An 18,813-nucleotide genomic window follows, 5' to 3' on the forward strand; every position below is an offset into this window, starting at 1 on the left:
TGGACCCGCCGACGTCGTCGCCGCCGTGAACGTCCGAAACCGGGCACGGTCGGTGTGGGTACACGTCAACGTGCCCGACCCGGCAGCTGCCTGAACAGCCATCGGTAGATGCGGCCCGCACACGCGCAGCCAGCCGTGGACGAGGAACGCAAACAACGTCCCCACCGGGATCGAGTCCTCATGCTCGGCCCCCTCAGGGTCGAGTAGTTGACTCCAGCGGGCCGAACAGCCACGATCCCGGACCGTCCAGGTCCTCCGAGAAGTAGTACGCCCTGAGAGCGGCCAGCAGGTCGTCGCTGCTGATCAGACCGTCACCGTCGTGATCAAGCCGTTTGTGGACGACTCGCGCGTCGGCCTCTGGCAGGTTCATCAACGCCCCGCTCCACCGCACGTACTCGTCCACGCCGAGGTGGCCGTCGTCGTCGTGATCGGCGACGGCCATCAGCGTGTCGAGGAACGGCATGTAGCCGTCGTCGAACGACTCGGGCCGCTCCAGCAGCCGCTGGGCGAACGCCGCCTTGTACTCGACGAGGCTGATCCGCTCGTCGTCGTTGGAGTCCGTCACGGCGGAGAGGTGGTCCCACACGCCCAGCAGGTGCTCGTGGAACCGCCTCGCACGAAGGTCGTCGTCGCTCAGGCCGAACGCCGCGGTGGTCCGTGAACCAGCACGTTCGAAGTCCGAGCGGTCGATGAACCCGTCCTGGTCGCTGTCGTAGGTCTCGAACCTGCGGGTGAGCTTGCGGTCCAGGAACGCCGAGATTTCCATGCCTTCTTCTACCCCGTCAGCGCTTCTTGCGGCGTGCCGGGGCACCCACGTAGTCGGCCAGGTGCTCGCCGGTCAGCGTCGACCGGTCGGCCACCAGGTCGGCGGGCGTGCCCTCGAAGACGATTTTGCCGCCGTCGTGGCCGGCGCCGGGACCGAGGTCGATGATCCAGTCGGCGTGCGCCATCACGGCCTGGTGGTGCTCGATCACGATCACGGACTTGCCGGAGTCGACGAGCCGGTCCAGCAGACCGAGCAGCTGCTCGACGTCGGCCAGGTGCAGGCCCGTGGTCGGCTCGTCGAGAACGTAGATGCCGCCCTTGTCCGCCATGTGCGTGGCCAGCTTCAACCGCTGACGCTCACCGCCGGACAGGGTCGTCAACGGCTGGCCCAAGGACAGGTAGCCGAGGCCCACGTCGGCCAGCCGCGACAGGATCGCGTGCGCCGCGGGCGTGCGAGCCTCACCGGAACCGAAGAACTCGACGGCCTCGGACACCGGCATCGCGAGCACCTCGGAGATGTCGCGACCACCGAACTTGAACTCCAGCACCGCCTGGTCGAACCGCTTGCCCTCGCAGACGTCGCAGGGGGACTCGATCGTCGCCATGATGCCGAGGTCGGTGAACACCACGCCCGCGCCGTTGCAGTTCGGGCACGCGCCCTCGGAGTTCGCGCTGAACAGAGCCGGCTTCACGCCGTTGGCCTTGGCGAACGCCTTGCGGATCGGCTCCAGCAGCCCGGTGTAGGTCGCGGGGTTGGAGCGCCTGGACCCCTTGATCGGCGTCTGGTCGACCACGATCGCGCCGGCGTCCTTCGGCATCGACTGGTGGATCAGCGACGACTTGCCGGAGCCCGCCACGCCCGTGACCACGGTCAGCACCCAGAGAGGGATGTCGACGTCGACGTCACGCAGGTTGTTCTTGGAAGCGCCGCGGATCTCCAGAACGCCGGTGCGTTCCCGCACCGAGGACTTCAACGACGCCCGGTCGTCCAGGTGCCGCCCGGTCACGGTGCCGCTCTTGCGCAAACCGTCCAGCGACCCCTCGAAGCAGATCGTGCCGCCACCCCTGCCGGCACCGGGACCGAGGTCGACGATGTGGTCCGCGATCGCGATCGTCTCCGGCTTGTGCTCGACGACGAGCACGGTGTTCCCCTTGTCCCGCAACCGGAGCAGCAGGTTGTTCATCCGCTGGATGTCGTGCGGGTGCAGTCCGATGGTCGGCTCGTCGAACACGTACGTCACGTCGGTCAACGCCGATCCGAGGTGCCGGATCATCTTCACGCGCTGCGCCTCACCGCCGGACAACGTGCCCGCGGGTCGGTTCAGGGACAGGTACCCGAGGCCGATCTCGACGAACGAGTCCAAGGTGTGCGCGAGCTTGTCCAGCAACGGCGCCACGGACTTCTCTTTCAGACCGCGGATCCAGTCGGCCAGATCGGTGATCTGCATGTCGCACAGGTCCGCGATCGACACGCCCTTGATCTTCGACGAACGGGCGGCCTCGGTGAGCCGGGTGCCGCCGCATTCGGGGCACGTGCCGAACGTCGCCGCGCGGTCGACGAAGGCGCGGATGTGGGGCTGCAGCGCCTCGCGATCCTTGGACAGCATGGACTTCTGCAGCTTCGGGATCAGGCCCTCGTAGGTCAGGTTGATGCCGTTGACCTTGATCTTGACCGGGTCCTTGTAGAGGAAGTCGTGCAGTTCTCTCTTCGTGTACTTGCGGATCGGCTTGGCGGGGTCGATGAACCCGGACTGTGTGAACGTCTGCACGGTCCACTGGTTGTCGACGTTGTAGCCGGGCACCTTGATCGCGCCCTCGAGGATCGACTTCGACTCGTCGTAGACCTCGGTGAGGTCGATGTCGGAGACCTGGCCGCGGCCCTCACAGCGCGGGCACATGCCGCCCGTGATCGAGAACTCGCGCCGCTCCTTGACCTTCTGGCCGCCCTTCTCGATCGTCACGGCACCCGCGCCGGAGATCGAGGCGACGTTGAACGAGAACGCCTGCGGGCCGCCGATGTGCGGCGTGCCGAGGCGGCTGAACAGGATCCGCAGCATCGCGTTCACGTCGGTCGCGGTGCCGACGGTCGAGCGCGGGTCGGCGCCCATCCGCTGCTGGTCGACCAGGATCGCCGTGGTGATGCCCTCCAGCAGGTACACCTCGGGGCGCGGCAGCGTGGGCATGAAGCCCTGGACGAACGCGCTGTACGTCTCGTTGATCAGCCGCTGCGACTCCGCGGCGATCGTGCCGAACACCAGCGAGCTCTTGCCGGAACCGGAGACACCGGTGAAGACCGTCAGCCGTCGCTTCGGGATCTCGACGTCGACGTCGCGCAGGTTGTTCACTCGCGCGCCCTGCACGCGGATCAGATCGTGGGTGTCGGCCTCATGCGCCGTCGGTGCTGTCCTGGTCATGGCGCAAAACCTAACTCGCGCACCAGGCTCCTGCTTCTTGATTCCTGATTGGTTATGTGCGGATCCGGTAGTGGTAGCTGCAGACCTCACGGAACCCAGTCCGTTCGTACAGCCGGAACGCCGTGGAGTTCGCCTTCTCCATCTGCAGGTACATGTGGTTCGCCTCGCGAGCGGCCGCCCATGAGGCCAGTGCGGCGAGTACCGAACGTGCGGCGCCCTGACCTCGTGCTTGCGGCAACGTCGCCATCCCGAACACCCCCGCCCACCCCTGCTCGGCCACCGCGCGTCCCACGGCCACCACCTGGCCGTCCACCTCGGCGTACGCGTACGCGCTCGGGTGCTCGACCCGGCTGAGCAGGTCGCGTTCGGCGCTGACGTCCCGCGTGGTCACCGACTGCCACGCCGTCAGCCACTCATCGGTCGGACGGGCCGTCACCTCGCCGGCGTCGGCATGAACCTGTCGCAGCACCTCGGAGGTCGACGCGATCCGCAGGGACATGTCATGACCCCGCGCATACCCCCGGCCGTCCAGCCGCGCGTCGAGGTCGTCCGCGCACACGCCCGGCGTGATCTGGAACCGCACCCCGGACCCGCGTTCGGCGCAGAACTCCTCGGCGAGCGTCACCCGGTCCTCACGGTCGTGCGGCAGCACCGCGCTCACCCACCAGGCGTCGCCGGGGGAGTGCCGCAGCCACCAGCCGCCGGCCTCTTCGACGTGCGCGGCGGGCTGAGCCCGTGCCGCGTACTCCTGCAGCGATTTCAGCAGCACGTCAGTCCAACGACCCCAGGAGCCAGTTGCCCGCCGACGCGGGATCCTCGGAGAAGTAGAACTCCCGGATGGCGTCCAGCAATGCCTGAGTGGACATCAGACCATCCTCATCGGACAACAGGTAGTGAATTTCCCGCGCGTCGATCTCCGACAGGTTCATGAGCGCGCCGGTCCACCTCACGTGCTCTTCGGCGGTGAGTTTCCCGTCGCCGTCCTCGTCCGCGATCTCCATCAGCGCTTCCAGGAACGGCACATAACCCTCGTCGAACGACTCCGCCGTCTCCAGCAGCCCGTTCGCGAACGCCTTCTTGTACTCGTCGACGCTGATCCGCCCGTTGTGGTCCTGGTCGGTGACCGACGAAAGCTGGTCCCACAACCCGACCAGCGTCTTCTGGAACCGGACGGCCTTCGGGTCGCAGTCGGCCAGGCCGAATGCCTTGGTGGTGCGCGCGCCCGCCTGTGTGAAGTCCTCCCGCTCGATGAACCCGTCGCCGTCGGAGTCGTACGTTCGGAACCGGCGGGCCAGCTTGCGGTCCAGGAAGGCGGTGATCTCCATGAAGCCCTTCTACCGCATTCCGGACTGGAGGAACACGCCTGACTTCAGAACGTGAACGCAAACGGTTTCCGGCATCAGCGCCTGCCCAGCCCGGAAATCGCGCTCGCGACGATCACCATGCCGATCACGCCCATTACCGCCGCGATGCCGCCGGCCGCCGGTTTCGACACCGGCTGAACGTGCGCGACCGGACGCGGGGGTGCTGGTTCGTCAGGTGCCGACACAGGCTCAGGTGCCGGTGGTGCGCTCACCGACTCGATCCGCACGACAGCGCTCTCACCGATCGCCTGGCCCGCACCCGCGCCGGACACCGTCAACCGGGAGTTCACCGGTGCGGCGACCTGGCAGGTGTAGGTGAGGCGCTCGCGGGGCAGCAGCACCGGGAACGTCCTGCGGCACGCGGCGGGCTCTCCGTCCACCTGTACGTCGTTGACGGGCGTGTCGGACGGGTTTCCGACCGTGATCGTGACCGTGACGAGCTCGCCGTCCTCCGCACGGTCCTTCGACCAGAGCGCGCGGATCGTGAGCCGCGGGTGGATCACCCTGACCTGGACGGACGCACTGGCCTCGACCTTGCCACCGATCTTGTCCGCGGCCGCGACGGTGGAGGTCAACGCGCCGCTTTCGTCGCCTGCGGGGGCCGTGCAGTCCACGGTGGTGGTTGCGCCGGGGTCGAGCTGCCCCTGCATGGGGGCACACCCACCGCCCGCACGGGCGATGAGGCTGTACAGCGGGGTGTCGCCGGTGTTCGTGACGGTCGTCGTGAACTTGACGGACTGGCCCGGCAGGGCGGCCACCGGGTCTGTCACGGTGGTCGCGCGCAACGCCGGGTGCAGCACGTCGACGGTCGAGGCCTTCTCCGTTGCGAGCGGATCGCCCGCGAGACTGGTGCCGCTCGCCGCGATGGTGACCGGGTAGTCGTTGTCGGCTGCCGTTGACGAGCAGGTGCGTGTCGCTTTGGCGCGCGGCGCGATGGTGCCGATTTGCTGACCGCAGACGGTGACGTCGGCGGCGGGCGCGTCGCCGACGTTGGTGATGGTCGCGGTTTGGGTGACTGTGTCCTTGGGGTGTGCGGCGGGCTGTGCCGGGTCGACGGCCAGCGTGAGCTCGGGGAGCGGAAACGACCACGCGATGCTCTGCACCAGGAACGCGTCGTCGTCCCTCTTGAACGTCAGCTCGGCGCTCTTGGTGCCGGCCTTGAGGACATCCTCGCTCAGGGTCAACGTGTGGGCGTCGACGCTCATGTTGTTGGGATGTGCGGCGCCTTGGGCGGACGAGACGAACGCGTTGCGGCCGGCGACGGACGTGCCGTTGACCAGCATCTGGTCGCCGTCACTGGCCCAGTCTCCTTCGTAGGCCGTGACTCCCAGGCGGACGGCGCCGCCCGCGGGATGCGTGGGCGCGATCGGGGTGCGCAACGTCGGCAGCTTCGTGGGGAGCCGGACGTGACCGCCGTGCACCGAGATGTGGCGCCGGGCGGGTGCTGTTGCAGTGGCGTTCGCGAACTTCCACACGACGGTCAGCGACCAGCCGCCGAAGCAGTCGAAGCCTTGCGGCGCCCAGATGTTGCCGACGGTGATCGTGCCGGCTTTCACGTGACGGGTGACGTCGGCTTCGGCGCTGTAGAAGGTGTTGTCGGTGTGGGAGAGATCGTCCGGGGAGTCGATGACGAACCGGTCGGCGCTGATGCTCGTGCCGTTGAGGGTGACCGGGTCCTGTGGCTTGCCGGGTGGTGCAGGCGCGCCGTGGCAGGTCGCGCTGCCCGCCCAGCCCAGCTTGGCGTAGGCGATGGTCGCGCCGGCGGGGACGGCCAGGTGAGCGCTGGAGGAGTTGAACGTCGCCGGGTCGTTGTCGACGTCGGTCCACGACATGCGGTGGCCGTTGTTCTGCGCGGACGAGCCGTGGCCCTTGCGGTTCAGAGCGTCCACACAGGACTGCGGGGAGTGCTTGGGATTCGGCCCCGCCTGCTCGGAAGTGGGGCAGGTCAGGACGGCGTTGCCGATGACCGTGACGTCTCCGTGCACCGCCTCGTTGAACTGCGTGCGCCACACCTCGGCCGCGGCGACCGGCGGGCCGGGCGTGAGCAGCGGAACCAGGAGCACGACGGCGATGAGGATCGGTACGCGCATGCCACGCCTTCCCGGTCGGGGGTCGGCGCACAGGTTGGCACGCTTCCCCGGCGTTGTCACAGGGCCTTGATCGCGCCGTCCTCACTCTCCGTCGAGGACGGTAGGGTCGCGGTTCTCCTGTTCGTGTCAACGGCTTTGTGTTCCCGCTCCGATGTGGACCTGCTGTGTGCTTGATCAACCTCGCGTTGCTCTTGATGGGCGGGTGAGACCGCCGGGAAGCGTGGTGTTAGTGGCCAAACGGTGGCGTGCTGTGGCGAGATGGAGTCATGTGGACCGCGCTCGTCGTCATCCTCGTGTCGGTGGCCATCACCGTCGTCGCCTTCCTCCTGTTCGGCCGCTCGCGGGCGCACGAACAGGCCGACGACCGCGACTCGGACTCACGCGGGTTTCTCGGCGCGGTGATCAGCGGCCTGTTCATCGTCGCCCTGGCGTTCTACATGGTGATCGTCTGGGAGGAGAGCGGTACCGCCGAGGACAACGCCGCGAGGGAGGCCGCCGCCATCGCGGACGCCTACTGGCAGACCACCGTGATGCCACAGCCACAACGCGACCACATCCGCGGCCTGCTGACGGAGTACCCGAAGCTGGTGGCGGACAAGGAATGGCCTCGGCTGGCCGTCGGTGAGCCGGACGAGCGCACCACCGAGACGCTGAGCTCGCTGCACTCCGAGATCCTCGGCCTGCCCACTACGCCGGACCAGGTGAAGAGCGCCCGCGAACGGGCGTTGGAGCGGGTGCGGGACATCACCGACCTGCGCCGCGATCGGCTTGATCAGGCCGGCGGACTCGATCACACCGGCAAGCTCATGCTGTTCGGCACTCTCGCCGGAGCCGTCTGCATGATCGTGTTCCCGATGTTGATCGGCTTCACCGCGCGTGTCCGGCACATCCTGCAGATGATCGTCATGGCCGCACTACTCGCGTTTGTGTGCGTGTTGTGTGTTCAGCTGGACCAGCCGTTCAGTGGTGTGTTGCGGGTGCAGCCGGAAGCGTTCGTGAGTGTCGCGGAGGAGCTGGCCGGGATTCCGTAGAAGCCTTCTACGAGTGCTTCTTTCAGGGCAATTTGGGGCCGAAATGATGGAGGCAGAACTCGCGGCGGCGCTACTTTCGCTGCCATGCCAAAGAGAGTGTCCACTGTGCTGGGACGCGAGTTCGGTGACAGCCTCCGGGCCACGATCGCCCGAACCGGCCTGAAGGAGGCCGAGCTGGCGCGACGGCTCGGCTGGGAGCACGCCAAGTTGTCGGATCTCGTCAACGGCAAGGGCGGAACGTCCCTGGAGGAGTTCACGTTCCTGCTGGGGGTGTGCGGCGTGAAGCCGGAAGAGTTCCAGTACCTGAAGGGACTCTTCCTGGAGTCGCGGGAGAAGGGCTGGCTCCAGCTCTACGAGTCAGTGCTGCCGCCGCACGTCCGGACGCTGATCCAGCACGAGCGAATCGCGAAGGAGATCGTGGTCTGGAGTTCGCTGTTCGTGCCGGGAATGCTTCAGATCGAGCCGTACGCGCGTGCTGCCGCCGAGGACTCGCCCTTCGTCAAGAAGGAGGACATTGCGGAGTGGGTCGCGGCTCGCATCGAGCGGCGAGGCATCGTGGCGGGGCACAAGAAGTTCGTCTTCTACGTGTACGAGCCGGTCCTGTACTCACCGGTCGGCGGTACCGATGTGCTGACCGAGCAGCTTCACGAGCTGCTGCGGATGCTGGTGCGGCCGTACATCAGCCTGCGGATTCTGCCTGCCGGACGTGCGCTGACCGGTGACTTCACCCTGTTGAAGTTCGAGAAGTACGAGCCGGTTGCCTATGAGTGCGGGCTGAACTCGGCGCTGTTCCTCGACGACAAGGCATCGATCGGGCTCTACCAGGAGGCGTTGAAGATGATGGACCGTGTCGCACTCAGTAAGGAAGACTCAAGGGGGTTGATTACCAGCATCGTGTCCTGAGGAGGCGACTCGGATGGCCGAGTGGCGGAAGAGCAGCTACTCACCGACTGGCCAGGACTGTGTCGAAGTCGGTCACGGTGTCGGTATCCGGGACTCCAAGGCTCCCGCCACCCACCTGCCGGTCGCACCGGCAGCGTGGGCAGCGTTCCTGCGGTCGATCAGTAACCGCGGTCGGGCATGATCACCCAGAGCACGAGGTAGACGACGAACTGCGGTCCGGGCAGAAGGCAGGACAGCAGGAACAGAATCCGGACGGTGCTCGGCTTCCATCCCCAGCGCTGGGCGAGCCCCGCGCAGACACCCGCGATCATCCGGTTGGTCCTGGGCCTGCTCAAAGCAACTGTCGTGGTCATATACCCACAATGCGCCTGTTGGTCCATGTGTTGCATCGGGGATGAGCCCTGATTTCACCCGGATGAGTTACAGCACGTAACCCTGAGGCTCTGACCTGCGACGTCACGGTTGTCCCGAACTTTGGGGAGGCCGGAGATGCGCGTTGATCCGCTGATCGACACGGTGTTCATCGCGGTCTACGCACCGCTGCTGTGGCATGCCTGGCAATGGCTCCGAACGAAAGAGCCCACCGGGCCGCCGTCGCCGCTGCGCAGCCTCATGCTGGCCGGCAGCCCGTATCCACGAGCGGTGCCGATCACGGTCCTGGCGGTGGGACACCTCGCCGGCAACCCGATGACATTCGTGGCGCTCGGGTTCCTCACGCTCGTGGCGCTCGAATCCGCGTGGCGCAACCGGGAGAGATGGGTGCGGGTGCACGTGTGGGCATTGGGGCGATTGAGGGTTCCTGCGGCCATCGTGCTGCTCGTCTCGGCCATGCTGCTGTTCGGCGACACGACGTCGCTGAGGCGGCCGGGCGTCGGGCTGGCAATGTGGATGGCGGTGGTGGCGCTCGGGGCGAGCGTGTGGTTCGTGACGCGCAGGCTGGTGCTGACCTCGTGGCCGCAGAAGACGTGGCGCAGCGCGCGGCCGGAGCTGGGAGCACTGATCAGGCTCAGCCTCTGCGTGCTCGTCGGCGTCATCGGCTGGATCTACGGGCCGCGGCAGCTGACCGGGTACGCCGTCGTGCTCGGGACCGTCGTGTTGCTCGGGCTGGTGTGGGTGGTGTGGGAACTGGAGGACGGCGAGGCCGCGCAGAGCAAGCTCGGTGAGGCGGACAGAGTCAGAGCCAGGTCGGCGATGAGGCCCGGCCCGCAGCAGAGACCTGCGGTCATGCGGGTTGCGCGTGGGCTTGCGGTCACGCCGCTGGTCGCTCTCGCAGTGGCCTACATTCCCATGGCGTACGACGGGCAGAGCGTGCTGACGGCGTTGCGGGTGCTGGTGTTGTGCTGCATCGCGGTGTTGTTCGGCGACTGGTTGATGGCGCGGAGCTCCAAGGGGCCCTGGCATGCGCCCCACCACTGGTGGTTCACCGCTGTGATCGTGGCGGTGTCCACCGCGTCGCTCATCACGGTGGGCGCTATCGGACGCACGTTGCCGTTGGCGGTGGTGTTCCTGATGTTCGCCGGGCTGTTGCTGAGCGAGGCGCAGCGGTTCGCCGAGACCGTGCCGGTGCCGAAAGGGTTGCTGTTCCTCGGGTTCACGCGCACGCCGGTGGCGTTGCTGATCATCCTCTGCGTGCTGGCGAGCGGGCTGAGCTATCCGACGGACGCCGTGGAGAGCTGGTCGACGAACCTCAGGCAGGTGGTGCGCATCGCGTCGACGGTCATGGCCTTCGAGCCGGCCAGCACCTGAAGTGCGAGGCCGTCGAGCATGCTGACCAGCATGTTCGCCAGCTCTACCGGGTCGCCCGGCGCGTGGATGTCGCCGGACTCCTGGCCGTCGCGGAAGATGCTCGCCACGATGTCGCGCCACTCGCCGTAGAAGCGTTCGTTGAGCTCCTGCAGTTCGGGGCTGCGGATGGCCTCGACCCACAGCTCGGCCCAGACCTTCCAGGCCTCGACGGTCTCCGCGCCCTCCGGCAGGTAGGACTCCACGACCATGCGCAGGCGGGAGAGCGGCGGTTCGTCGGACTCGAGGATCCAGCGGCGGCGGCTCACCGACAGTTCGAAGCAGTGCTCGAACGCGGCGTCGGTCAGCTCGCGCTTGGTCTCGAAGTAGTAGTGGACCGTGCCGCCGGAGACGCCGGCGTCCTTGGCCACGTCGGACACGCGGAGGTGGCGGAAGCCCTCAGCCGCGATCACCTTGCAGGTGGACGCGAGAATCTGCGCCTTGCGTTCGGCTTCCACGCTTGGACGGGGCATCCGTCACCTCCTGATTTAGGTCGAACCTTACCGAAACACGGCGCGAAGCTTGCGCTTGTCGACCTTTCCCACTTTGGTCAGAGGGAGTTGGGGGACGATCGTGACGCCTCGGGGCTGGTAAATCTCACCCAGTTCGGCGATGACCGAATCGCGAACTTCGCCGAAGTCGACTTCCTGTCCGTCCGTCACCAGGAACAGGTGGACCACCTCGCCGAGTGCCTCGTCCGGCCGCGCGACGGCCGCTGCCTGCCGGATACCCGGAAGGGTGATGAGGAAGTCGTCGAGCAGGCGTGAGTAGACGTTGTCCGAGGTCCGGCCGGTGACGATGACGTCCTTGCTGCGGTCGTCGAGGTAGAGGTGGCCGTCGTCGTCGAAGTGGCCCATGTCGCCGGTGTTGAACCAGCCGTCGCTGGTCTCCCGGAGCGGCGGCTCGCCCCAGTAGCCCTCCATGACGTACGGGCCGCGCACCCAGACGTCGCCGTCGCCGTCGCGGGTCTCTACCTCCATGGCGGGGTTGGGCTTGCCGACCGTGCGCAGGGTCTCCGGGCGGTCGAGGTCGACGGAGGTGGCGGGCATCATCGCGATGGCGGCGGCCTCGGTCATGCCGTAGCCCTGGTAGACCACCGGGCCCCACTTCTCGATCGCCTGGCGCAGGCGCTGAGGGGCGAGCGGGGAGCCGCCGACGCCGACGCTGAGGAACTGCGGGCCGGGGCAGGCGGGGTGGTCCAGGACCTCGTACAGCATCGGCGGGACGAAGATCGTCGCGGTGATCTTCTCCTCGCGAGCGAGACGGACGAACGTGTCCGCGTCGAACGTCGACGGGCCCAGTACCAGCTTCGAGCCGGTGATCAGCGCGGCGAGCGAGGTGCCGACGCCGCTGCCGTGGGTGATGAGGGTGTTGCACAGCATGTTCGTGGGTGGCATGTCCTTCATCGCCTCCCACCGGCTGGTCGCGCCGGAGCGGTGGACCGCGAGCTTCGGCAGTCCGGTGGTGCCGCCGGTGTAGCTGACCGTCGCGAACTCCGGTGCCGGGGAGCGCTCGACGGCATCGCCGGGGAGGTCCTGGAGGTGCCAGCCGTCGATCCGGGTGCTGAACGCCGGATCGACGACGACCGCGGCGACCTCGGCCTTGCTGATCAGGGCCTCCAGCTCGCTGCGGCCAGGCTCCGGTGGCACAAAGACGAGGCGGCAGCCGAGCAGGTGGACCGCGAGGTTCAGCAGGACGGCCTCCGGGGTGTTGCCGACGAACACCGCGACGCCGTCGCCGGGTCGCACGCCGCGTTGGGCGAGGCCGTCGGCGAGCCGGAACAGCAGGTCACGGGCTTGCGCGCGGGTCAGGCGCGTATCGCCGCCGATCAACGCCTCACGCTCGCCGTCAGTGGAGAGACGCTGCAGCACCAGATCGACATAGGTCATGAATCCTGTGTACTCCTGAGCCTCGTAGGCTGATCGGGTGGTCGCACCCCCCATTGCGCCGGAATCGCCGGAATTGCCCGCTCGCAGACGCCGGTTGAGCCGTCCGGTCCTGATGCGCACAGCACTCGCCGTCGCCGGTGGTGTGCTGATCTACCTGAGCTTCCCGCCGCGGCCGCTGTGGTTCCTGGCGCCGCTCGGGTTCGCGCTGCTGGCCTACGTCATCCACGAACGCCGTGCGCGGGCGGGGTTCGGGTACGGGCTGCTGTTCGGGCTCGGGTTCATGGTGCCGTTGCTGCGGTGGACCGGTGAGTTCGTCGGGTTGATCGCGTGGCTCCCGCTGGCTCTGACCTGCGCACTGATGATCTCGATCGCCACGGCGGCGATGGCGTTCGCGTCGCGCGTGCCGGGGTGGCCGTTGTGGGCGGCGTGCCTGTGGGTGGCGGACGAAGCGTTGCGCGAGGTCTTCCCGTTCGGCGGCTTCAGCTGGGGCAAGGTCGCGTTCGGCCAGCCGGAGGGCTGGTACCTGCCGCTGGCATCGCTGGGTGGGGCACCGCTGGTGTCGTTCGCGGTGGTGCTGACCGGGTTCGGGCTGTTCTGGATCTTCAAGAACTGGAAGCTCGGCGTGCCGCTGTTCGTCGTGCCGCTGGTGGTGGGCCTGGTCGTGCCGGTGGGCGTGGACGGCTCGGCGGGCACGGTGACCGTCGCCGCGATCCAGGGCAACGTGCCGCGCGCCGGTCTCGACTTCAACTCGCAGCGCAGGGCGGTGCTCGACAACCACGCCAAGAGGACGATGGAGCTGGCCGCCGATGTCGCCGCGGGCAAGGTCAAGCAGCCGGACATCGTGATCTGGCCGGAGAACTCCTCCGACATCGATCCATTCCGGAACGTCGACGCCGCCGCGTTGATCGACGCGGCCGCCGACGCGATCAAGGCACCGATCGCGGTGGGTGCCGTGGTCGTCGACCGGGGTGACGGGCTGCCGCGCAACACCGTGGTGCTGTGGGAGCCCGGCAAGGGGCCGACCGACACCTACACCAAGCGGAAGCTGCAGCCGTTCGGCGAGACGATGCCGATGCGGTCGTTCTTCCGGTTGTTCACGTCCACGGTGGACCGTGCCGGCGTGTTCCAGCCCGGTTCGGACCCGGACGGTTTCGTCATGGGACCCGCGAAGGTCGCGATTGACACGTGTTACGAAGTGGCGTTCGACTCAGTGGTCCGCGACTCCGTGACGGCAGGCGCGACGATCATCGCGATCCCGACGAACAACGCCACGTTCGGGTACACGGAGATGACCTACCAGCAGCTTTCCATGTCACGTCTGCGTGCCGTCGAGCACGGCAGGGCGGTGATCGTGGCGGCCACTTCCGGGGTCAGCGCGATCGTCGAACCTGACGGTTCCGTCACTCAGAAGACTGGCCTTTTCGTGCCAGGTGCCCTGGTCGCGACACTGCCGCTGCGGTCACAGACTACGCTGGCGACTTGGCTAGGAGCCTGGCCCGAGTGGGTGATGACCGCTGCGGGCCTTGTCGCGTTGGCGCTGGGCTTCACACGACGACGGAAGGACTCGAATGGCGCAGCAGCCTGACCAGGAACTCGGGCAGGTGCTGGTGGTGATCCCGACCTACAACGAGCGGGACAACATCGGAAAGATCGTCAAGAGACTGCACACGGCACTGCCCGACGTGCACGTGCTGGTGGTCGACGACGGCAGCCCCGATGGCACCGGCCAGCTCGCCGACGAGATGGCGGCCGCCGACGACCGTGTCCACGTGATGCACCGCACCGAGAAGGCCGGTCTGGGCGCCGCGTACGTCGCCGGCTTCCAGTGGGCGCTGGAGCGCGACTACGGCGTTGTGTGCGAAATGGACGCTGACGGCTCGCACGCCCCGGAGCAGCTGCACAGGCTGCTGGACGCCCTGCCGCAGGCCGACCTGGTCCTGGGCTCGCGCTGGGTGCCGGGCGGCGAGGTCGTGAACTGGCCGACGCAGCGCAAGCTGCTGTCGCTGGGCGGCTCGCTGTACTCGCGGCTCGCGCTCGGCGCTTCGATCAGGGACATGACGGGTGGCTACCGGGCGTTCCGCGCGGACACCCTGCGCAAGCTGAACCTCGCCTCGGTCGCGTCTGCCGGGTACTGCTTCCAGATCGACCTGCTGTGGCGCACCCTGGAGCTCGGGTTCCGCGTCCGCGAGGTGCCGATCACGTTCCAGGAGCGCGAGTTCGGCGAGTCGAAGATGAGCGGCAACATCGTCCGCGAGGCCTTGATCCGCGTGACGAAGTGGGGCCTGCGTCGTCGCGGCAACCAGGTCAAGTCGCTGTTCACCGGCAAGAAGAAGTAGACAGTCCTCCTCGGACCGTCCACTTCGGACGGTCCGAGGCCGGAGCGTGCACCGACTGGGCGGGGTGTGACGTGGAACAGCGTTTGCTGGGCGAGGGGCTCGGCGTGAGTGCGTTGTGTCTGGGCACGATGTACTTCGGCACGACCGTGGACGAACGGCAGGCGTTCGCCGTGCTCGACAGGTTCGTCGAGGCGGGTGGCACGTTCATCGACACCGCCAACACCTACTCGTTCTGGGTGCCCGGCGGCACCGGCGTGGAGAGCGAGGAGCTGCTGGGCCGGTGGCTCGCGTCCCGGCGCGTTCGCGACCAGGTCGTGCTGGCCACGAAGGTCGGCGCGTTGCCAGACCCGCCGGGCGCTGCCTGGCCGGAGCACGCGGAAGGGCTGTCTCGCGAGGTGGTGCGCGCGCAGGCCGCGGCCAGCATGCGCCGTCTGGGCGTCGACCACCTCGACGTCTACTACGCGCACATCGAGGACCGTCGTACGCCGTTGCACGACACCGTGGCCACCTTCGCTTCGTTGGTGACCGACGGCCTTGTTCGGGCGACGGGGTGCAGCAACCACGCCGCTTGGCGCGTCGCCGCGGCGCGGGAGATCGCCAAGGCCTCGGGGCTGCCCGGGTTCAGCTGCGTCCAGCAGCGCCACACCTATCTGCGGCCACGGCCGGGTGCGGACTTCGGGGCGAACCCGCACGTCAGCGACGAGATGCTGGACTACGCGCGCGCCGAGCCCGACCTGACCGTGCTCGGCTACTCCGTGCTCCTGTCGGGCGCGTACACCCGTGCCGACCGGCCGTTGCCCGAGCAGTACGACCATGACGACAGCCGGCGGCGGTTGGCCGTGCTGGCTGACGTGGCCGCCGAACTGGGCGCGACGCGGAACCAGGTTGTGCTGGCGTGGCTGATGGGCGGCGACCCGCCGGTCCTCCCGGTGCTCGGCGTCAGTTCGGTGAGTCAGCTCGACGAGTGTCTCGACGCGCTCGACCTCGTGCTGGACGACGAGCAACGGCAGCGGCTCGACAACGCCGCCGCGCCCGTCCAGCTGTGACACCGGATGCAGGGCGATTACCCGGTGACGGCCGGAGTGAACTCGCGCAGCACCTCCATGCCGGTGACGGCGGGCGCTCCCGACGGCTCAGGCCCGAGCACTCGGGCCAGGATCGGGCCGAGCACCTCGCGGAAGAAGCGGTCGGCGTGTTCCTTCGAGTCCCACACGGCGATGACCTGGAACTTGCCGTCGGCCTGGCAGACGTAACGGGCCCGCAGGCCGTCGGGGGCGACCGAGCCCATGATCTTGTCGAGCTGGTCGAGCGACTGGGTGGGCGGGGTTGCGATGGTGAGCCACATGATCTTCCTCCTTCAAGGTTGGTATGAAGGTAGGAAGTTCACGCTGGTCAGCCATCCGCCGGAGTACTCGGCCGGGTACTCATCCACGCCGCGATCTGGCTGCGCGTGCTGAAGCCGAGCTTGGTCAGGATGTGCTGAACGTGGTTCTGCGCGGTCCGCTCGGAGATCACGAGCCGTCGCGCGATCTGCCGGTTGGTCATGCCTTCGGTGACCAGGTTCGCGACCTCGTGCTCGCGGCTGCTGAGCTCGGTCGTGGTGAAGGCGGTCATGCCCAAGGTGCGGATGACGTGGTCGGCGGCGCGTTGCACGGCGTCGGCGTCGCGGCCCACGGCTCGCAACGCCGAAGCCAGATGCCAGCGGGCCTCGGCCGCGAACGCCGGTGCGCCGGCACGTGCGGCCTCGTCGACGGCGCCGTCAGGTCGGCGACGGCTTGGTCCGGGTTGCCGAGTGCCAGGTGGCCGCGGCCCAACGCGAGGGACACCGGGCCCATGTACGCGACGCCGTTGCCGGCGGCGTGCTCGCCACGGAACTCCGCGAGGCGAGGCAGGATCACCGCGAGCTCGTCGGTGAGATCCAGGCCTGACGTCACCAGGACGGCGTCGACCAGGCCTGGCAGCACGAAGAACGCGGGCAGGTCCCACTCGGCGATCGGGCCCGTGCGGCGGTACCACTCCAGCGCCTCGTTCCGGAAACCCGCACGCAGCAACAGGAACGCCCGCGTGAGCTTGGACATCAGGCGGAACCGCGGTGGCGGGTCGTGGAAGTGGCGGGCGAGCGTCAGGCCGTCCTCGGTGACGCCGAGGTGGGCGGCGAGTCCGCATTGCAAGGCGAAATAGGCGCCTGAGGCGGGTTCGCGTTCGATCACGCGCATCCGGTCGTAGGCACGCCGCCCGACCTTCTGGGCCTCGGCGAAACGGCCCTGCGCCTGGGCCAGGCACGCCGTGACGACTTCGAGGTGCCACAACGGAACCTGGCCGCCGACGCGGTCGCACGCGAGCTTCAACGCGGGCAGTTCTTCTTGCGCCGCAGCGAGTTCGCCGCTCTCGATCAACGCGTGGATCCGCCACAGCGAACCCCACATGGCCCCGCGCGGGCTGTGGGTGCGATGGGCGAGGTCGATCATCTCGGCGGCGAGCCTGAGCCGTTCGGTGCGTCCTGCCGGGCCTGGGCACGCTTCCTGCCGGGCGTGCAGGGCCTCGGCGAGCGCGCGGTCGTCTCCGCTGTGCCGGGCGAGGTCGACGGACTCGCGGCTGAGGTCGTCGAGACGGTGCTGCTCGCCGCGGTAGAACGCGAGATGGCTGCGTTGGGCGAGCAGGCGGGCACGCGTGGCGGGGCTGACCTCGTGCCGGAGTGCGTTGTCGCACAACGGGGTCGCGACCGCGTTCACGCCGGCGCCGGGTGCCGCTTCCAGGACCAGCGCCGCTTCGGCGATCTGTTCCGGGGTCGTGGCGAGCTCGGCGGCGCGCTGGGCGGCCTGGACACACCCGGTGAGATCGCCCGTGAAATACGCGGCTTTGCCCAGTGCCACCTGGATGTCGTGGCTGTCTTCAAGAGAAGCAGCGGCACGGTAGAGGCGAGCGCCCTCTTCGTAGGCGAGCCGGGTCACGGCGTCCTGGGCAGCGCGGATCGTCCAGGCGCGGGCCTCTTTTGTTTCGCCGCAAGCGTTCCAGTGCCGGGCGACGTCCGCGTAGTGAGTGCTCCCGGCCATCGCCTCGGCGATCCGGCGGTGGATCGTGCGACGTTCGGCGGTGGTGAGCGCGGCGTCGACGGCGTCACGGGTCAGCGCGTGCACGAACCGGTGCCCGGTCGCGTCGATCAGCGTCGAAGCCTCGTCCAGTGCACTGATGGGCACGCCGGAGGCCTTGGCGGCGAGGTCGAGGTCGAAGTCACGGCCGATCACCGCTGCGGTCTTGATCAGGTCGCGGGCGTCGGGGGAGAGCCGGTCGAGGCGGGCGGTGACGATGTCGCGGATGCTGCGCGGCGGCTGGTCCGCGCGCCACGTGCCGTCGTCGACTGCCCGCGCGATCTCCGTGACGAACAACGGGTTTCCGCTGGTCAGCTCCGTGATGGTGGCGGCGTTCTCCACCCCGACCAGCTCGGCGACCTCGTCGGTGGACAGGCCGTGCAGGTCGATGCGGACGGCCGAACGCATGAGGTCCGCGACCGCGGGGCACGGGTCGCGGAAGGTGGCGAACAGCAGCACGTTCCGCAGTGTCACAGCCAGATGGGACAGCACGAGCAGCGACGCCTCGTCCGCCCAGTGGACGTCCTCGACGATGATCACCAGGCCGTCGCGGTCCAGCGCGGTGGCGATCGCGTCGAACACCCGGAACCTGTCCTGCGGCACCTCGGCGTCGTGCGCGAGCACCTCGTCCGGATCGGCACGCGCTGCCTTCAGGATCTGCCGCCACGGCCAGAACGCGGGTGCTCCAGCGGTTTCGACGCAGTGGCCCCACACGACCTCACGGCCGAGCGCGAGTGCGTGCCCCGCGAGTTCCTGTGCCAGCCGGGTCTTGCCGATGCCCGGCTCACCGGCGCACAGCACCAGCCTGCCGGTCTCGGCCGCCAGCCACGACCGCACCGCGGCAAGCTCACGGCCGCGCCCCACCACCTTCACAACCCCGATATCGCGCCAATGCCGGATCGCGTTTCCGAAAATCGGTTGAGCGAACCTGCCGGCAGACGTCACGATATCGGTGTCTGCGCAGCTCAGAGGCTCGGAAAATGCGTCGGACAATGGTGGAGATGGGGCTGTGGAGCCCCGCCCGTCTGTAAAACGGGAGCTCCGGCAAAGGCGGTTCGACTCCGTCCTCCACCACCAGCCGTTGCGCCACCGGGGTGAACCCAGCAACAACCCCTCTTCTCCTCACGACCTACCAAGGGACGAAGGGGGC

The 18,813-nt window shown here is 68.1% G+C and carries 18 protein-coding genes and 1 tRNA gene; 8 read left to right on the forward strand and 11 right to left on the reverse strand.

Going from position 1 to position 18,813, the window contains the following annotated elements:
* Positions 1-193: 193 nt before the first annotated feature.
* The 5 genes from FXN61_RS03330 to FXN61_RS03350 all read right to left on the reverse strand — a co-directional run bounded on the left by FXN61_RS03330 (position 194) and on the right by FXN61_RS03350 (position 6,633).
* Complete coding sequence (locus FXN61_RS03330; RefSeq protein ID WP_167970091.1) at positions 194-766, reverse strand: EF-hand domain-containing protein; 573 nt, start codon at positions 764-766, stop codon at positions 194-196.
* A 16-nt stretch (positions 767-782) separates the two neighbouring features.
* On the reverse strand, positions 783-3,179 hold the full coding sequence (locus tag FXN61_RS03335) for an ATP-binding cassette domain-containing protein (protein ID WP_167970093.1): 2,397 nt from the start codon (positions 3,177-3,179) through the stop codon (positions 783-785).
* Between the two features lie 52 nt (positions 3,180-3,231).
* Positions 3,232-3,948, reverse strand: coding sequence for a GNAT family N-acetyltransferase (locus FXN61_RS03340; protein WP_167970095.1), 717 nt, complete (start codon positions 3,946-3,948; stop codon positions 3,232-3,234).
* Position 3,949: 1 nt separating this feature from the next.
* On the reverse strand, positions 3,950-4,504 hold the full coding sequence (locus FXN61_RS03345; protein WP_167970097.1) for an EF-hand domain-containing protein: 555 nt from the start codon (positions 4,502-4,504) through the stop codon (positions 3,950-3,952).
* Between the two features lie 74 nt (positions 4,505-4,578).
* Positions 4,579-6,633 (reverse strand): hypothetical protein, encoded by a 2,055-nt coding sequence (locus FXN61_RS03350; protein WP_167970099.1) that lies wholly within the window; start codon positions 6,631-6,633, stop codon positions 4,579-4,581.
* Between the two features lie 266 nt (positions 6,634-6,899).
* Between FXN61_RS03350 and FXN61_RS03355 the strand changes: the two genes are divergently transcribed.
* The 3 genes from FXN61_RS03355 (at position 6,900) to FXN61_RS03365 (ending at position 8,748) form a co-directional block, all read left to right on the forward strand.
* Complete coding sequence (locus tag FXN61_RS03355; RefSeq protein ID WP_167970101.1) at positions 6,900-7,664, forward strand: bestrophin-like domain; 765 nt, start codon at positions 6,900-6,902, stop codon at positions 7,662-7,664.
* Positions 7,665-7,748: 84 nt separating this feature from the next.
* Positions 7,749-8,567, forward strand: coding sequence for a helix-turn-helix domain-containing protein (locus FXN61_RS03360; RefSeq protein ID WP_167970103.1), 819 nt, complete (start codon positions 7,749-7,751; stop codon positions 8,565-8,567).
* Between the two features lie 13 nt (positions 8,568-8,580).
* Complete coding sequence (locus FXN61_RS03365; protein WP_167970105.1) at positions 8,581-8,748, forward strand: DUF397 domain-containing protein; 168 nt, start codon at positions 8,581-8,583, stop codon at positions 8,746-8,748.
* On the opposite strand, the gene FXN61_RS03370 is transcribed toward FXN61_RS03365, so the two are convergent.
* Positions 8,726-8,920 carry a PspC domain-containing protein gene (locus tag FXN61_RS03370; protein ID WP_167970107.1) on the reverse strand — a complete coding sequence of 65 codons (195 nt, stop codon included), beginning with the start codon at positions 8,918-8,920 and terminating at the stop codon, positions 8,726-8,728. The two genes, FXN61_RS03365 and FXN61_RS03370, sit on opposite strands and share 23 nt — an antisense overlap.
* A gap of 136 nt (positions 8,921-9,056) precedes the next feature.
* Between FXN61_RS03370 and FXN61_RS03375 the strand changes: the two genes are divergently transcribed.
* On the forward strand, positions 9,057-10,313 hold the full coding sequence (locus FXN61_RS03375; protein ID WP_167970109.1) for a hypothetical protein: 1,257 nt from the start codon (positions 9,057-9,059) through the stop codon (positions 10,311-10,313).
* On the opposite strand, the gene FXN61_RS03380 is transcribed toward FXN61_RS03375, so the two are convergent.
* Entirely contained in the window at positions 10,217-10,822 is a 606-nt protein-coding gene (locus FXN61_RS03380; protein WP_167970111.1) for a TetR/AcrR family transcriptional regulator, read from the reverse strand. The genes FXN61_RS03375 and FXN61_RS03380 overlap by 97 nt on opposite strands.
* A gap of 27 nt (positions 10,823-10,849) precedes the next feature.
* Positions 10,850-12,238, reverse strand: coding sequence for a class I adenylate-forming enzyme family protein (locus FXN61_RS03385; protein ID WP_223165295.1), 1,389 nt, complete (start codon positions 12,236-12,238; stop codon positions 10,850-10,852).
* A gap of 112 nt (positions 12,239-12,350) precedes the next feature.
* Here FXN61_RS03385 and lnt point away from each other — a divergent pair, with 112 nt between their 5' ends.
* From lnt to FXN61_RS03400, 3 genes are all read left to right on the forward strand, one after another.
* Positions 12,351-13,823 carry an apolipoprotein N-acyltransferase gene (lnt, locus tag FXN61_RS03390; RefSeq protein ID WP_167970115.1) on the forward strand — a complete coding sequence of 491 codons (1,473 nt, stop codon included), beginning with the start codon at positions 12,351-12,353 and terminating at the stop codon, positions 13,821-13,823.
* Positions 13,807-14,574 (forward strand): polyprenol monophosphomannose synthase, encoded by a 768-nt coding sequence (locus tag FXN61_RS03395; RefSeq protein ID WP_167970117.1) that lies wholly within the window; start codon positions 13,807-13,809, stop codon positions 14,572-14,574. The genes lnt and FXN61_RS03395 overlap by 17 nt, the downstream gene beginning before the upstream one ends.
* A gap of 71 nt (positions 14,575-14,645) precedes the next feature.
* Positions 14,646-15,620 carry an aldo/keto reductase gene (locus tag FXN61_RS03400; protein WP_312877517.1) on the forward strand — a complete coding sequence of 325 codons (975 nt, stop codon included), beginning with the start codon at positions 14,646-14,648 and terminating at the stop codon, positions 15,618-15,620.
* A 17-nt stretch (positions 15,621-15,637) separates the two neighbouring features.
* Here the strand turns inward: FXN61_RS03400 and FXN61_RS03405 are convergent, their stop codons facing one another.
* Genes FXN61_RS03405 through FXN61_RS51465 form a run of 3 tightly spaced genes read right to left on the reverse strand, consistent with a single transcriptional unit; the run spans position 15,638 to position 18,536 of the window.
* Positions 15,638-15,919: a hypothetical protein gene (locus FXN61_RS03405; RefSeq protein WP_188134637.1), complete on the reverse strand. Its 282-nt coding sequence runs from the start codon at positions 15,917-15,919 to the stop codon at positions 15,638-15,640.
* Positions 15,920-15,966: 47 nt separating this feature from the next.
* On the reverse strand, positions 15,967-16,188 hold the full coding sequence (locus FXN61_RS51460) for a response regulator transcription factor (RefSeq protein ID WP_312877518.1): 222 nt from the start codon (positions 16,186-16,188) through the stop codon (positions 15,967-15,969).
* The gene (locus tag FXN61_RS51465; protein ID WP_312877519.1) at positions 16,185-18,536 is read right to left on the reverse strand and encodes an ATP-binding protein; all 2,352 of its coding nucleotides are present in this window, start codon (positions 18,534-18,536) and stop codon (positions 16,185-16,187) included. The genes FXN61_RS51460 and FXN61_RS51465 overlap by 4 nt, the downstream gene beginning before the upstream one ends.
* Positions 18,537-18,657: 121 nt before the next feature.
* Between FXN61_RS51465 and FXN61_RS03415 the strand changes: the two genes are divergently transcribed.
* Positions 18,658-18,740: transfer RNA gene (locus FXN61_RS03415), tRNA-Tyr, on the forward strand.
* The last annotated feature ends 73 nt before the right edge of the window (positions 18,741-18,813 follow it).

The sequence above is a fragment of the Lentzea indica genome (genome assembly GCF_012184385.1).
GTDB classification, from domain to species: domain Bacteria; phylum Actinomycetota; class Actinomycetes; order Mycobacteriales; family Pseudonocardiaceae; genus Lentzea; species Lentzea indica.